This window comes from Bacteroides sp. MSK.20.12 (assembly GCF_019052435.1).
Taxonomy (GTDB): Bacteria; Bacteroidota; Bacteroidia; order Bacteroidales; family Bacteroidaceae; genus Bacteroides; species Bacteroides xylanisolvens.
In genome coordinates, this window is record NZ_JAHQVH010000001.1 from 204,509 (window position 1) to 221,018 (window position 16,510).

The 16,510-nt window shown below is 41.9% G+C and carries 10 protein-coding genes; 8 read left to right on the forward strand and 2 right to left on the reverse strand.

Annotated elements, in window-relative coordinates; all coding sequences use genetic code 11:
* Positions 1 to 3: 3 nt before the first annotated feature.
* From KTR06_RS00755 to KTR06_RS00765, 3 genes are all read left to right on the forward strand, one after another.
* Positions 4 to 642, forward strand: coding sequence for a hypothetical protein (locus tag KTR06_RS00755; protein ID WP_074707471.1), 639 nt, complete (start codon positions 4 to 6; stop codon positions 640 to 642).
* A gap of 64 nt (positions 643 to 706) precedes the next feature.
* Positions 707 to 3,343, forward strand: coding sequence for a valine--tRNA ligase (locus KTR06_RS00760; protein WP_074707468.1), 2,637 nt, complete (start codon positions 707 to 709; stop codon positions 3,341 to 3,343).
* A 115-nt stretch (positions 3,344 to 3,458) separates the two neighbouring features.
* Positions 3,459 to 5,354 (forward strand): ATP-binding protein, encoded by a 1,896-nt coding sequence (locus KTR06_RS00765; RefSeq protein WP_217289852.1) that lies wholly within the window; start codon positions 3,459 to 3,461, stop codon positions 5,352 to 5,354.
* Positions 5,355 to 5,667: 313 nt separating this feature from the next.
* Here the strand turns inward: KTR06_RS00765 and KTR06_RS00770 are convergent, their stop codons facing one another.
* Positions 5,668 to 6,243: an RNA polymerase sigma-70 factor gene (locus KTR06_RS00770; protein WP_004315857.1), complete on the reverse strand. Its 576-nt coding sequence runs from the start codon at positions 6,241 to 6,243 to the stop codon at positions 5,668 to 5,670.
* A 134-nt stretch (positions 6,244 to 6,377) separates the two neighbouring features.
* On the opposite strand from KTR06_RS00770, the gene KTR06_RS00775 reads away from it, so the two are divergent.
* The 5 genes from KTR06_RS00775 (at position 6,378) to KTR06_RS00795 (ending at position 15,911) form a co-directional block, all read left to right on the forward strand.
* Complete coding sequence (locus tag KTR06_RS00775; RefSeq protein ID WP_074909416.1) at positions 6,378 to 7,400, forward strand: FecR family protein; 1,023 nt, start codon at positions 6,378 to 6,380, stop codon at positions 7,398 to 7,400.
* A gap of 248 nt (positions 7,401 to 7,648) precedes the next feature.
* Entirely contained in the window at positions 7,649 to 10,825 is a 3,177-nt protein-coding gene (locus KTR06_RS00780; protein WP_217289853.1) for a SusC/RagA family TonB-linked outer membrane protein, read from the forward strand.
* 31 nt (positions 10,826 to 10,856) lie between these two features.
* Positions 10,857 to 12,608 (forward strand): RagB/SusD family nutrient uptake outer membrane protein, encoded by a 1,752-nt coding sequence (locus tag KTR06_RS00785; protein WP_217289854.1) that lies wholly within the window; start codon positions 10,857 to 10,859, stop codon positions 12,606 to 12,608.
* A 22-nt stretch (positions 12,609 to 12,630) separates the two neighbouring features.
* Positions 12,631 to 13,899 (forward strand): hypothetical protein, encoded by a 1,269-nt coding sequence (locus tag KTR06_RS00790; protein ID WP_008645339.1) that lies wholly within the window; start codon positions 12,631 to 12,633, stop codon positions 13,897 to 13,899.
* Positions 13,899 to 15,911 carry a DUF5689 domain-containing protein gene (locus tag KTR06_RS00795; RefSeq protein WP_212134725.1) on the forward strand — a complete coding sequence of 671 codons (2,013 nt, stop codon included), beginning with the start codon at positions 13,899 to 13,901 and terminating at the stop codon, positions 15,909 to 15,911. The genes KTR06_RS00790 and KTR06_RS00795 overlap by 1 nt, the downstream gene beginning before the upstream one ends.
* Before the next feature lie 132 nt (positions 15,912 to 16,043).
* Here the strand turns inward: KTR06_RS00795 and KTR06_RS00800 are convergent, their stop codons facing one another.
* Positions 16,044 to 16,490, reverse strand: a complete 447-nt coding sequence (locus tag KTR06_RS00800) for a hypothetical protein (protein WP_008020975.1) — start codon at positions 16,488 to 16,490, stop codon at positions 16,044 to 16,046.
* Positions 16,491 to 16,510 lie beyond the last annotated feature (20 nt).

The following is a 16,510-nucleotide window of genomic DNA, read 5'->3' on the forward strand; positions in this document are numbered from 1 at the left end:
AAGATGGCTACATCAGAAGAAATAGAAAAGTATTGCAGGAATTGCGTGTCACGTGATTTTGTGAACGGAAAAGGACTCGTTTGTAAACGTACCGGAGAACTTCCCGCTTTTGAAGAAGAATGTGACAGTTTTGAGCAAGATAAGGAACTGGAAAGATTAGCGCCTCCCAAGCCGGAAGACTTTCCGGTATCCATGACAGAAGAGGAAATGCTTGCCGAAGAGAACCTGCCCAAAGGAGTATTGTGTGCAGTTGTCGCATGCATCGTTGGTGCGGTGGCATGGGGCTTGATCTCCGTTTCTACAGGTCGTCAGATAGGATTTATGCCCATTGCTATCGGATTCATGGTAGGTTTTGCGATGCGGCAGGGCAAGGGAATACGTCCCATTTTCGGAATTATCGGTGCGGCATTATCTCTGGTTAGTTGCATCTTAGGTGATTTCTTGTCTATTATCGGATATATCTCTCAAGATTACGATATGGGCTATTTTCAAGTCCTGGCAGGTGTAGACTATGGAGAGATATTCTCTATTCTGTTGAAAAATGTAATGTCGATGACTGCCTTGTTCTACGGATTCGCTCTTTATGAGGGATATAAATTCTCTTTCCGTGCACAGAAACACCCCGAGGGTGGTAAGATTTGAATTTAAATTATTAATTTTGCACCCGTTATTTTTAGAATATACATTATCATATACATAAAACAATATGGAATTAGCAAGTAAGTACAATCCCGCTGACGTGGAGGGAAAGTGGTACCAGTATTGGCTGGACCACAAATTATTCAGTTCAAAACCCGATGGCCGTGAACCTTACACCATCGTCATCCCGCCCCCGAACGTCACCGGTGTGTTACACATGGGACACATGCTTAATAATACCATCCAGGATATTTTAGTTCGTCGTGCCCGTATGGAAGGCAAGAATGCTTGCTGGGTGCCGGGAACTGACCACGCTTCTATTGCTACCGAAGCTAAAGTTGTAAACAAACTCGCTTCTCAAGGTATCAAGAAAACCGATCTATCTCGTGACGAATTCTTGAAACATGCCTGGGAATGGACAGACGAGCACGGTGGTATTATCCTGAAACAACTCCGTAAACTCGGCGCATCCTGCGACTGGGATCGTACTGCTTTCACTATGGATGAGAAACGTAGTGAAAGTGTAATCAAGGTATTTGTCGATCTGTTCGATAAAGGATTGATCTACCGGGGCGTCCGCATGGTAAACTGGGATCCGAAAGCCTTGACTGCCCTTTCTGACGAAGAAGTAATCTACAAGGAAGAACACGGAAAACTGTATTACCTTCGCTATAAAGTAGAAGGTGATCCGGAAGGTCGCTACGCGGTTGTTGCAACAACCCGTCCTGAAACAATTATGGGTGATACGGCTATGTGTATCAATCCGAACGACCCGAAGAACGAATGGCTGAAAGGAAAGAAAGTGATCGTTCCGCTGGTAAACCGTGTCATTCCTGTGATTGAGGATGATTATGTAGACATCGAATTTGGTACGGGTTGTCTGAAAGTAACCCCGGCCCATGATGTAAACGACTATATGCTGGGTGAAAAATACAACTTGCCTAGTATCGATATTTTCAATGACAACGGTACATTGAGCGAAGCTGCCGGTATGTATATCGGCATGGACCGTTTCGATGTTCGTAAGCAAATAGAGAAAGACCTCGAAGCTGCCGGATTGCTCGAAAAAATAGAAGCCTATACTAATAAGGTAGGATATTCGGAACGTACCAACGTTGTGATCGAACCGAAATTGTCTATGCAATGGTTCCTCAAGATGCAACATTTTGCAGATATGGCATTGCCTCCGGTAATGAACGACGATCTGAAATTCTACCCTGCCAAATACAAGAATACCTACCGTCACTGGATGGAAAACATCAAAGACTGGTGTATCAGCCGTCAGTTGTGGTGGGGACATCGTATTCCTGCATACTTCCTGCCGGAAGGTGGTTATGTAGTAGCCGCTACTCCCGAGGAAGCTCTGGCAAAAGCAAAAGAAAAAACGGGTAATGCCGCCCTGACAATGGAAGACCTTCGTCAGGATGAAGATTGCCTGGACACTTGGTTCTCTTCCTGGTTGTGGCCTATCTCTTTGTTCGACGGAATCAACAACCCGGGCAACGAAGAAATCAAATACTACTATCCGACAAGCGACCTTGTGACAGGACCGGACATTATCTTCTTCTGGGTAGCCCGTATGATTATGGCAGGCTACGAATACGAGGGACAGATGCCGTTTAAGAACGTATACTTCACAGGAATCGTTCGTGATAAACAGGGACGTAAGATGTCTAAATCGCTCGGTAACTCTCCCGATCCATTGGAACTGATTGAAAAGTATGGTGCCGACGGTGTACGTATGGGTATGATGCTTTCAGCTCCCGCCGGAAACGACATTCTTTTCGACGACGCCCTTTGCGAACAAGGACGTAACTTCTGCAACAAGATATGGAATGCTTTCCGTCTGATTAAAGGATGGACTAATGGCAAAGGTTCCATTCCGGTTCCACCCGAGGCTCATCTGGCTGTTCAATGGTTCGACCAGAGACTGGATGCAGCTGCGGTTGAAGTTGCCGATTTGTTCTCTAAATATCGTTTGAGCGAAGCATTGATGTTGGTTTACAAACTGTTCTGGGATGAGTTCTCTTCCTGGTTGCTGGAAATTGTGAAACCTGCTTATGGACAGCCCATTAATGGTTTTATTTATAGTATGGTGCTTAGTTCTTTCGAACGTCTGCTTGAGTTGCTTCATCCTTTCATGCCGTTTATCACAGAAGAACTGTGGCAACAACTGCGTGAGCGCGAACCGGGTGCAAGTTTGATGGTTACTCTCATGAAGGAGCCTCTTGAGGTAAACGAGCAATTCCTGCAAGAATTTGAATTGGCTAAGGAAATTATCAGCAATGTTCGCAGTATTCGTTTGCAGAAGAATATTGCTTTGAAGGAACAACTCGAATTGCAGGTTGTGGGTAGTCATCCGGTAGAAAAAATGAATCCGGTGATTATCAAGATGTGTAACCTTTCTGCTATTAATGTAGTATTCAAAAAAGCAGAAGGTGCTGCTTCTTTCATGGTTGGAACGACAGAATTTGCCGTACCATTGATTGACATGATTGATATAGATGCGGAAATCACTCGTCTGTTGGCCGAACTTAAACATAAGGAAAGCTTCCTGCAAGGCATCGTGAAGAAATTGAGCAACGAGAAATTCGTGAACAATGCTCCGGCAGCCGTCATAGAACTTGAACGCAAGAAACAGGCGGATGCGGAAAGTATCATTCGTTCTTTGAAAGAAAGCCTTACTATCTTGTTGAAGAAATAACTCTTTGATACCTGGTTTTATATAATATAAGGCATCTCAATTAATTTTGAGATGCCTTTTTTTGCGAAATAGAAATAAATACTACCTTTGCCGTAGCTATTATAGAACATCACAAATGAAACAAGTACTCCGAACCATCTCATTCTTAGGCTTATTCCTTTTTATAGAAGGATTCTTATTATCTGTGTCAGCCCGAACTGAAATAACAAATAAAGAAGTACTGGTTTTAAACTCCATTAATTTTAATCTGCCTTGGGCTAAAAATTTCTATTGGTGCATACACGATGCTCTTCAGAAGCAGGGGATATCTGCCAAAGCGGAATCTCTTTCCGTACCAGCTTTGGTGGATAAGATGGAAGCAGATGCCGTAGTCACCCATTTGCGTGAGAAATACCCGGTAGCTCCCGCTGCCATCGTCCTGATTGGAGATCCGGGATGGATTGTCTGCCGTGAACTGTTTGATGACGTATGGAAAGATGTTCCGGTAATAGTGACAAATGCCCGCGACCGCCTGCCTGCTTCTCTCGACGTTTTGCTGTCTCATGCTCCACTAACAGAAACCAATAGTGTCCCCGGTGAAGAATGGAGAAGAGGCTACAATCTGACACTTTTAAAGCAGCATTATTATGTGAAGGAAACAGTGGAACTGATTTATAAACTAATACCGGATATGCAACGTCTGGCATTTATTTCAGACGACAGATATATTAGTGAAGAAACCCGTAGAGATGTAAAGGAAGCCGTCGAAGAGAATTTTCCGGATTTACGTCTGGATTTGCTTTCTACCACTCAATTATCGACAGAAATGTTGCTGGATACCCTGCATAGTTATAAACCTAATACAGGGATTATTTACTATTCCTGGTTTGAGTCTCATAATGAAAATGATAACAATTACCTTTTCGACCACATACAGGAAATTATAACCAATTTTACTCCCTCACCTCTGTTTTTGCTATCTCCCGAAAATTTATCGAACAATACTTTCGCAGGAGGGTATTATGTATCGACGGAGTCTTTTTGCGATTCTTTGCTGGAAATCCTGAATCGCATATTGAATGGAGAACAAGCCCGCAATATTCCCGGTGGAGTGGGAGGGGAAGGAAATTCCTATCTTTGTTATCCTGTATTAAAGTCTTATAATATTCCGTCAAGTCGTTATCCCGACGATGCAGTATATATTGATAAACCTCAAACTTTTTTTCAGCAACACTATGTTAAGATTATTGCTAGTTCTGTTTTTCTATTACTTTTGATAGCTGCTATTGTCTATTATATTCGTATTCTTCGGAAAACGTATAGCCGTTTGAGTGAAGCGGTGGAGAAAGCGGAGCAGGCTAATCAATTGAAATCTGCCTTTCTGGCGAACATGAGCCATGAAATACGTACTCCTTTGAACGCAATCGTGGGCTTTTCAAATATGCTTCCCCATACAGAAGATCCTGTCGAAATGCGCGAGTACGCAGATATCATCGAAACAAATACCGATTTGCTACTCCAATTGATAAATGATATCTTGGACTTATCGAAGATTGAAGCCGGTACATTTGATTTCTATCCTTCCTCGATCGATGTTAATCAGACAATGGAGGAAATCGAACAAAGTATGCAGTTACGTTTGAAAAACAGTGATGTTACCCTTGCATTTACCGAACGCTTGCCGGGTTGTCTTTTTTATATTGATAAGAATCGACTGATACAATTGCTTGCCAACTTTGTCAATAACGCTATCAAATTTACTCAAACAGGCACTATCTGTATGGGGTATCGTATGACAGACACCGATACTATTTATTTTTATGTATCAGATACCGGCTGTGGTATGTCAAACGAACAGTGTGAACATGTTTTCGAACGATTCGTAAAATATAACCCATTCATTCAAGGTACCGGCTTAGGACTTTCCATTTGTCGTACGATTGTTGAGCGTCTCGGGGGGGAAATAGGAGTAGATTCAGAAGAAGGGAAAGGATCTACTTTCTGGTTTACGCTTCCTTATAGAAAGAGATGAAGTTAGTTAATAGATAAGTTACTGTCTCCTTATTGCAAACTTCCTTTTCCTTACTGCCAAAGTTGTTTTTGTCTAAGAGAAATCTATAAACGGAAGCTTTGTTTTTATAAATGAAACTTGCATTTATAAAAATGAAGGTTGCATTTATATAATTGGAACTTTTGTTTATAGTTTGTTTCAGGTCAAAGGGAACTTTTGCCTTAGAGGAACGTAAGTTTATCTTTAATACAACGTAAGTTGTCTATTAATACTTTAGCTGACAGGTAATAGCCAAATGGAATAATATTGGTGGTTACTTATATGTTTCGTCTCTCTAGGGAAATAAGAGAGGTAGTAGTAACGGGAGGTAATCTTTCAAATCCACGCGCAGTTGCTTTAACGCTTGTTGAATACGGTAATCTATTGTTTTGGGAGATACCCCCAGTGTTTCTGCAATCTCCTTGTAACTCATATCCCGGAATCGGTGCATCACAAAAGCTTCCCGATAACTTTCGGGCAGTGCCGCGACAGCATCTTCAATCCGTTTCGCAAGTTCTTCAATCTGATAATAGTCCGTATCTTGCAGCATTTCCTGCATTTCTTCATAAAAGCGGGTATCCGCCCGTTGGGTGGCATCGATATGTGCAAGCTTGTTCAAAGCCCTGCGATACACCATCTTAAAAAGATAAGAATTAAGAGAAGACTCGATAACCAGTGTTTCCCGATTTTCCCAAATCCATAAAAGAGAATCCTCTACAATCTCTTCTGCATCTTCCAACTCGACAAACCGGTGACCATACGCGCACAGCATCGGATAATATCTCCGAAACAGTGTATCGAACGCTTTTTGATCTCCGCGTTGAACGGCTGATAATAGAAAATCATTGTCTGATTGATAAGTTCCTTTCATGTATTAGCTCCATAATTTAACTGCAAATATAGCTTTTTTAGATAGAAACAGAGATTTTTTGAAAAAAAATGGTTTTTAGTTTAGGAGTCTTCCTATTCTCCCTTGTCTTATAGTAAAAGGCAATAAAAGCAGATATGGATAAAACAGATAGAAATACGATAGAAGAACTGCTTCCCCGTTATTGTGAAGGGGTGGCAACGGAAGAAGAACGTCTGCAAGTTGAGATGTGGATGAGTGAATCGGACGAAAATCGACGGATGGCAAAACAGATACATGCTCTTTATCTTGCCACGGATACAGTTAATGTTATGAAGAAAGTCGATACGGAGAAAGCATTGTTGAAGGTGAAAAGTAGAATGTCGGGTAACAGACACAAGGGAACGATGTGGTGGCAATGGGCACAACGTGCGGCAGCAATTTTGTTCATTCCACTTCTCGTTACATTGATGCTCCAGTATTGGGGAGGAAACGAACAGGAATTGGCACAAATCATGGAAGTGAAAACAAATCCTGGGATGATGACCTCATTGACCCTGCCCGATGGTACGCTTGTTTATCTGAATTCGGAATCAACACTAAGTTATCCTTCACGTTTCGATAATGATACAAGAAATGTGACTTTACAGGGAGAAGCTTATTTTGAAGTGGCTAAGAATCCGGAAAAGAAATTTATAGTCTCCACTTCCCATCAATCACAAATAGAAGTACTGGGAACTCATTTTAATGTAGAGGCTTACGAGAAAGAAGATCGGATTTCAGCGACATTGGTAGAAGGAAAGATCGGTTTTATTTATAAATCAAATGATGTCTCGAAAAAAGTGATGATGGATCCGGGACAGAAATTGGTCTATGATTCAAAAGATAATAAGGTTCAGCTTTATGCCACTTCCGGAGAATCGGAGATTGCCTGGAAAGAAGGTAAGATTATATTCAGAAATACTCCTTTGGAAGAAGGCCTGCGAATGTTGGAAAAACGGTATAATGTGGAATTCATTATTAAAAACGATCGTTTGAAAGGAGATTCATTTACGGGAACATTTACCAACCAACGCCTGGAACGTATCCTTGAATACTTCCAGCTTTCTTCTCAAATCCGCTGGCGGTATCTTGATTCGGCGGATATGAAGGATGAAAAGAGCAAAATAGAAATATACTGATTGATTAACCTTAAAACAAAAAATGCAATGAAAGACAGAGCCCCTTAATTAAAAAACATACGGGATGATATTGGCGTATCTTCCCGTATGGAAATCGGTAAATCTTTTTGATGCTTGTTTGGCGACAAGCTTAGATAAACTTTTTATTAACTTTAAGTCATCACAAATTTATGCAAAATTATTTTAGCATCCAATTTTTATGGGTGGTAAAGTCGCTTTGGCGAGTTTCTAACAAAATCCCATTATCTATGAGACTTTTGATTTTATTCTTGGTATGCTCTATCGGGCTATGTTATGCGTCCGATAGTTATGCACAAAAAACTTTAATCAGTATTGATGTACACAATCAGCGGGTGGAGGATATTTTAAAAGAGATTGAAGAGCAGTCTGATTTTGATTTCTTTTTCAATAACAAACATGTGGATTTGAATCGCCGCGTATCTATATCAGTTGATAGAAGTAATATATTTAGTGTGCTTAAGGAAGTTTTTGCTGGCACTAATGTGCGATATTCAGTGCTAGACAAGAAGATTATACTGTCTGTTGAGGTACAGTCACCGCAACAGGAAAAGAAAATGATTGTATCTGGTATCATATCGGATGTACAGGGAGAGCCGGTAATAGGTGCCAGTATTCAGGAAAAAGGAGTGGTCGGGAAAGGTACAGTTTCCGATTTGGATGGAAAATTTAAGTTGACGGTTGCCTCCGATGCCATATTGGTGATTTCATATATTGGCTTTCAGTCTCTTGAAGTAAAGGTGGGAAACCGTACAAACTTGTCAGTGGTATTGAAAGAAGATCATCAGTTGCTGGATGAGGTAGTCGTTATCGGTTATGGAACGATGGAGAAACGTGCAGTGACCAGTTCCATCACTTCCATATCATCCAAAGATTTAGTGACTGGAATGGGAGGCTCCACTATTGCGACAGCTTTAAAGGGTAAAATCTCCGGTATGAATGTTTCCGAGACTTCCAGTCCGAATGCTTCTGCCAGTTTCCAGCTGCGTGGAGTAGCGTCCATCAATGCTTCCTCTTCTCCTTTGATTGTGATAGACGGAATTCCCGGAGGTGATTTACGTTCTATCAGTCAGGAAGATATTCAGTCTATTGATGTATTGAAAGATGCCTCTGCAGGTGCTATTTACGGAACAAGAGCAGCCGGTGGTGTCATCTTAGTGACTACCAAGAAAGCAAAAGAAGGTCCCATAACCTTATCATATACGGGCGAACTCTCTACCGAGCAAGTTTCCAGGAGACCGCAGGTCCTTGATCGTGATGCTTTCGTTAGGTTCGGAGTAGGAACAGATTTAGGTGCATCCACCGACTGGTACGGTGAACTTTTGAATGAAGGAGCACTCTCCCAACGCCATGTTGTCAACCTCTCGGGCGGCGGCCATACAGCTAAAATATATGCTACTATTATGGCACAGGATCAAAAAGGTATCGCAATTGGTGACAACCGTAAAGACTATTCGGGGCGCATCAATGCAAATTTTAACCTTCTCGATGATTTGTTGGAAATAGGTTTGCACACAGAATACCGGGAAGCACACCGGGATCAGCGGAGCAGTAGTTCCTATTTCGACATGGCATTGAAGATGAATCCGACGGAACATGTATATGACAGCACTAGTGAAACAGGATATAATGTATTGGTTGGTGGTAGTGAATATTACAATCCTTTAGCAGAAGTTATGTTGAAGCAGGCAGATAATGTTGACAAATGGCTGAAGGCGGATGCAACGGTAAAGCTCAATTTGCCTGCCGGATTCTCGGCACAAGCCACTCTTGGCTGGGAAGATCGCCAGTATCAGCAGACACATTATACGTCCGCATTACACAGAACCTCTTTAAATGGAAGTTATAAAGGAAGAGGATTTCATGCATATAGCAAAACAGTTAATGTCTCTTTTGAACCTACCATCAATTTCATGCGTGTTTTTGCAGACGACCATACGGTTAGTGCGGTAGCCGGATATAGTTATTGGGAAAATAACTCTGAAAACTTTAATATGACTAACTACGATTTTCCTGTGGATGGAGTAGGGGCTTGGGATATGGGGACAGGTAGCTGGCTTTCCGACGGAAAGGCGGCAATGTCTTCCCACAAATATCCCCGTGAACGTCTTATCTCATTCTTTGGTCGGGCGAATTATAGCTATAAAGACCGCTATATGCTTACAGGAAGTGTTCGCCACGAGGGCTCGTCAAAATTCGGAAAGAATCATCGTTGGGGAACATTTTGGGCTGTATCAGGTGGATGGCGTATATCCAATGAAGCCTTTCTGCGTGATGTCAGTTTTCTCGATGACCTTAAAGTACGCGTTGGTTACGGTGTAACGGGAAATAACAATTTCTCTGCAGGAGCATCCACTGCCATGTATTCTTCCAATTCAATGTGGCCGTATAACGGTACATGGATCACCTCTTATGGACCGGCCCGTAACGTCAATTATGACTTGCACTGGGAAAAGAAAGCAGAGCTTAACATCGGCTTGGATTATGCATTTCTGAATAACCGTCTTTTTGGTAAGTTTGATATTTATAAGAGAAGAGTTTCCGGAATGCTATATAATATCAACGTTCCCAATCCTCCCGCTGTTTATGAAACAACTACCATGAATTACGGTAATCTTGAGAATACCGGATGGGAGTTCGAGATAGGAGGAGTACCCGTCAAAACCAGAAACTTTAATTGGACAACTACTATGCGCCTATCACACTCCTCCTCCAAAATAACCTCTTTGTGGGGCAATAATACCTATCAGGATCGTGTAGGATTTCCGTCACCGGGTACAAACGGATCAGCCGGTAGAATTGAGGCCGGAACAAAAATCGGAAGCTATTACATCTGGAAATATGCCGGTATCACGGACAATGGCAGGTGGCTTCTGTATGATAAGAATGACAATGTAATCCTTAGCGATAAAAAAACGTATGACGACAAACGATATATCGGCAATGCCATTCCTGCATTGATGGTATCATGGGATCATACCTTCACTTACAAAAATCTCTCTTTAGGCATCAACCTGCGTAGCTGGATCGATTTCGATGTGTTCAATACCATAAATATGTACTATGGACTTTCTGAAGTGGCAGGCCAGAATGTTCTTCGCAACGCATACATTGATAACCGGCACATCAAAGAAGTAAAGCAACTTTGCGATTACTGGCTTGAGGATGGTACATTCTTGAAGATTGATGCCATTAGCCTGGGGTATTCTCTTAACATGAAAAAATGGCAAAAGTATATAGATAAGATTGAGCTTTACCTGACCGTCCGTAACGTTGCCTGTTTTACAAAATATTCAGGATTGAATCCGGAAGTGAATGTGAACGGTTTGGATCCCGGTTATGAATGGTTTAATAATATTTACCCTGAAACTCGTAGATATACCTTTGGTATGAAAATCCAATTCTAATAGTAAAGTACCTATAAACTAATATAATGATATGAGACGAAATATTCTAATTATAATCTCTTTCCTCACCCTTTTGGTGGCCTCCGGTTGTACTAATCTGGATGAGAAGTGGTATTCCGAAGTAACTCCGGATACTTATTTCACATCTAAGGAAACTGTCTACTCTTTTCTGGTACGCTCTTTCACGCACTGGCGTTGGTTTCACGGATTCGACCGTGCCATTCTTCAGGAATGTACAACAGACGAGATGTGTGTCACACAAAAAGGAATACATTACAATGATGTCCGATACGCCCAGCTGCAACACCATGACTGGACACCACTTCACCCCAACAACGAAGAAACATGGCGTGGAGTAGGTATGGGAGTAGCCATGGCTTTAGCCTGTAAAGAAGACTTAGCTGGTGTAGACTATGTTTCATTAGGTATGACGGAAGAACTGAAGGCAGATCATCAGATGCAGCTCCAGACATTAGTGGCCTATTTCTATTTGAGAGGACTTGATTTCTATGGCGGTATGCCTATTTACCGACGTTCTACCACAGAGGAATCTCCACGTTCCACAGCACGGGAAACCTTTAATTATGTGGAAGAACTCCTGCTTGCCGCCATCCCCAAACTAGAGAAAAAAACAGCAGATATGCTGGAAGAAGGTTACTTACGCCAAGGAACCGCGGCTGCTCTACTTGCTCAATTATATTTTAATGCAGAAGTCTATACAGGGGAAAGTCGCTTTGCTGAATGTGCGCAGATTTGTCAGGATTTACTAGACGGTAAATACGGCTATTACGAGTTGGAAGAAGACTGGTTCGGTCCTTTCACCTTCGAAAATAACAAGTCGAAAGAAGTGATGTGGTCCGTTCAGTCGCAATATGCAAAAGGAACTCTGTTTCAGTGGCAGTTCGAACGTTATAATCATTATAATGCGAAGAACTATTTCGATCTTAGCGGCTATTCCTCTACGAACGGTATGCATCTTCAACCATCTCTGAAACCCAATGGTGATCCCTATACGGACAAACTCGGACGTCCTTTTGCCAAGTTTCATGCGAAAGACCTTCGTAAGAAATTGTATGTATATAAAGGAAATGGCAAATACGAAGGAATGTTTCTTTACGGAAAATTACAACGTATATCAAGAAGTGGAACAGAGGTGAAATGTACGGGACTGTATGAATACCCGGGTGAGGTTCTTGAATTTGTTGACCAGGTAGCACAATTTAAGAAAGTGAAAGACGGAGAATATTCTTCCGTAAATGAACTTCCTTCCAATATAAGTACCGGAGAAGAGAATTCGGGAATACGTTTGTGCAAACTGCCGGTGCCGGACAATACAGACAAGACACTTGCTTTTAATCCTGACTATCCGGTTCTTCGTTTTGCAGAAATCTATTATATGCTTGCCGAATGTAAATACAGAAGCGGATATAAGAAAGAAGCAGCCAATCTTTTCAACGAAGTGCGTAAACGCAACTTTGAGAATGAAGTAGACCCTGATCCGGTGACTGAAACGAATATTGACAAGTATCGGATTCTCGATGAGTGGATGGTCGAATTTCTTGGCGAGCAGCGTCGTCGTACCGATCTTCGTCGCTGGGGCTTATATACAACAGGCACCTGGTGGGATCACAAAGCTACTAATGACGATCATTATGAACTCTTTCCTATTCCGGAAAAGTCAATTTCCGTCAGCAACGTCTTGAGACAGAATCCGGGATATGGAGGCGGCGATGAAATGACGAAAGAGGAAGCCGGTATATACAGTGTTAAACAAATTGATTAATAGAACATTAAAGAATAAAACAATGAATAGTAAGATATTATTTCTAGGAGCCGTTATGATGCTGCCTACATTCGCTAGTTGCCAACAGGAAAAGCCTTTTCCGGATGATGCTGTAGATAAAGTGTATGAATACCTTCCGGAGTGGCAGGCTGGTTATTTGGACATTCATCAGATTAGCACGGGAAGAGGGAATGCAGCCTATCTTATTTTCCCGGACGGGACTACCATGTTGCTGGATGCAGGAGATTTGGGAGTACACACCGGTACCCAGGAGATTATGAAAGCAGTTCCTAATGACTCTAAACGGCCTGCTGAATGGATTGCCCAATATATAAAACATTTTTCATTGCCGTTGAAAAATAACGGTGCTATTGATTATGCCTTGCTCACTCACTTCGATACAGACCATATCGGACAAAATGGAAAACTGGCAATCGAAAAAGTAGGGCTGGACTACAAACTTACCGGAATAACTCATGTGGGTAATCTTCTGGATATTTCCACATTGATAGATCGTGGCTACCCTACATACGATTATCCGACAGCGGCTAAAGTTACGGGTGCCCATATCTCAAACTATAAATTATATGTTGCCGCTCGTGACCGGGAAGGTAAAAAGAATGAAGGGTTTGTGACAGGAAGTAACACACAAATCAAACTATTAAAAGCTCCGGGTTCCTATCCTACATTCGAAGTACGTAATATTGTGGGTAACGGTAAGATTTGGACAGGCAGCGGAACGACTTCCAAAGAGCTTGTGCCATCTACCGCTTCTTCGAGCGAACAGTTGAACGAGAACCGTTGCAGTTGCGGAATACGTATCACATACGGTAATTTCGATTACTTCTCGGGCGGAGATATCCTTGGAGTGGAAAAAGCGCCGGAATGGTTTGACATAGAAACACCTGTAGCTACATTGCTGGGCGAAACAGATGTGGTAGTGGCCAATCATCATGCATACTCTGACGCTATGTGTGATACCTACATTTCCCAAGTGAAAGCGCAAGCCTACGTGATTCCCGTGTGGGATTACTATCATCCTCAACCGGCTCCGCTAAGCCGGATGCTGTCTCAAAGCCTTTATGCCGGTGAACGGTCGGTTTTTGCCGCCGGTATGGTAGACAGTAACAGGAGCAGGCTGGGTGAAGACGGTTTGAAGATAAAACCAGCCGGACATGTTGTTACACGTGTTTATCCGGGAGGAGAGAAGTTTCAGATCTTTGTGTTGAATGATCGAAATGAAGCTTATGAGATACTATATAAAACAGGTGAAATTAAATCTAATAATTGATGAATATGAAAATTAAAGATTCAATAGCCTGGGCAGCTTTTGGGGCTGTGATGGCAATTATCATGTTTCCGTCATGCTCTGACGAAAATGAAGCCGGCATATTGGAAATAACAAATAATGAGATTATTCTTCAGGCTGAAGGTGCTCCGGTTCAGGTTGAAGTGAAATCCAATACCGAGTGGCGCATAGACTTTGCAGAATCAACCTGGTTTTCTACAGATATACGTGGAGCCCAGTCATCAAGAACTTATTTCACAGTGACTTATGATGAAAATATCAGTGATTCCGAACGTTTCTGTGATATTCGTGTGTTTACAAAAGATGGGAAGACTTCGGATGTAATCAAGATAAAACAACTATCCCGTTATCCATTTATAGTTCCTGCCAGTGATAATATGGAACTCTTTACCAAAGGAGGCGAATATAATATGGATATTTCGACCAATGTGCCTGAAACGGATATTGTGATTACGCCGACAGTGGAATGGGTGAAAGAGTATCGGATAAGTGACGGAAAACTTTATTTCAATACGGAAACAAATTCTCAATCACCCCGTACAGGAAGTATCGTATTGAGTTATGACGATCAATACCAACGTAAAGCCACGACTACAATCAACCTGTCGCAAGCATATTCTGAATATGCGAATGCAGAACTTGTCAGCTATCCAACCGTTTATGGCTATCCTGTCGGTGGAATTACTAACAATGTATATATTGAAGGAACGATCGTTGCCACTGGTACATCGAAAAACTTCCCGAACAATCGTTATGTCATTCAGAATGAGACCGGGGAGACAGTGGTATTTGAATCAGAGTCTCTGATTACATTTGCGCAATTTGCCAAGGTCTCATTGTGTTTGAAAGATGGAACGATAAAGGAAGAATCAGAGGGCAGCTTTACCTACAGACTGATTAGCGGTATCACTGCCGCCCATGTTATCAGTTCGGAACTTTCCACCTTCACGATTCCTGAAAAAACAATCGCAGAACTAACGGATAATATGGTATTCAGCCTTGTGACCTTAAAAGATGTCGAGATTGCCTCTCCGGTAGGCGCATTTACTAATTTCAAGACTACCGATCCGGGAGCTGCCGACCGTAAGGCGAATAAAAATTATTGGGTGGAGAAATTCCCGGCATACTACAGATACTATCCAACCTGCATCAGAGATAAAAACGGCTCTAATACATATATGCTTACTTCGCTCGATGCTCCTTATGCGCATGAGACACTTCCTAAAGGTTCAGGAACCATCACCGGAATCGTAGCGAAAGTCAAGCTTACCAATTTTGACATCTCCGAAAGCCGGTTGTGTATTCTTCCACTTCATAGAGAGGACATCAATATCGGTGATATGAACGAGATCACTTCGGTGCTCGTGGAGTGGGATTGTAATGTGCCCGATTGGAAAGAAATAGGTGCTTCTACATTTACGGAGTATCATCCGACAGGCGGAGAAGCATCGCAGTCAAATGCTATTCTTAATAAAGACGGGAATAAGCATTTCCAGCAAACCTATGCAGATTACATATTAGGTTTCCAGGATGATTTCCGGGGAGATATGAATCTTAATACCACAAATGGATATTATGGTCGTATGCAAGGTGGAGCCTTCAATAGTAGGCCATGGTCTACAAGTTCATATTTCTATGTAGATAAAATATCGACAGTGGGGATTTCTACCTCACTTTCTCTTCAGGTTGAAATGAATTCAAGTTGGGGAGGTGGGCCTGTGGCCGTGGTTGAATATGCTTATTCGATGAGTGGTGAATGGGTAAAAGTAGATAATTCTGAATTCACAATCTTGGGACAGTTTGACAGAACGGCTGCAGGAGGGCAGACAGAGAAAAATATTCCGGGTTATAAGGTCTATGATTTTAAACTGCCGGATGCCTTATTGAACCGCGATAATATCTGTATCAGATTGCGACCTGTTCGACTTCCGTCCGGTGTATCGAGCTTCATGCCGCTTCGACTTGCTAATATCTCGATCAAATATAATAAATAACCAATAGGGAAGTATCTATAAAAATAATCGGAAGCAACAGGAAATACCCTGTTTACTTCCGATTCTCTTTATATAATGATTTCGGATATTTATATTAATCCTGAACGAACTCTATCCTAAAAATGCTGTATATTATTTTTCCAACAATTCTTTTAAGAACTCGTCCAATTCCTTATCCAACCCTTTCAGCAATTCATCGTTCACCAGGATCGTATCATCGTCCACCAGTAACAATTCCGCTATGGTTTCTTTCTCTTCATCTACCAGAACGAAAGAGTAAGGCTTCAGGATAGTCACCTTGTCGAAGTCTCCAGCATCTTTCATTCTGCAAAGAATGTTGCGTAGAGAAGGTTCCACGCTTTCAAGGAAATCATCCCCTTCATACGTAGCCCATTCTTCGACCATGATGTTCGCCAGTTCTTCATCATCATCATTGTAAATATTAAGTTGTCCCGATGTCTGGTCCGGTTGGAGATGGATGTCGGTTACAACTGTTTGTTCACAGTTACATGTATATTTAGCGACTGCCTTTTGGATAGCCGATTCGATAATGGATAGTGATTGTTGGCTTAGTTTCATGGGTTCCTTCTTTTTATAAG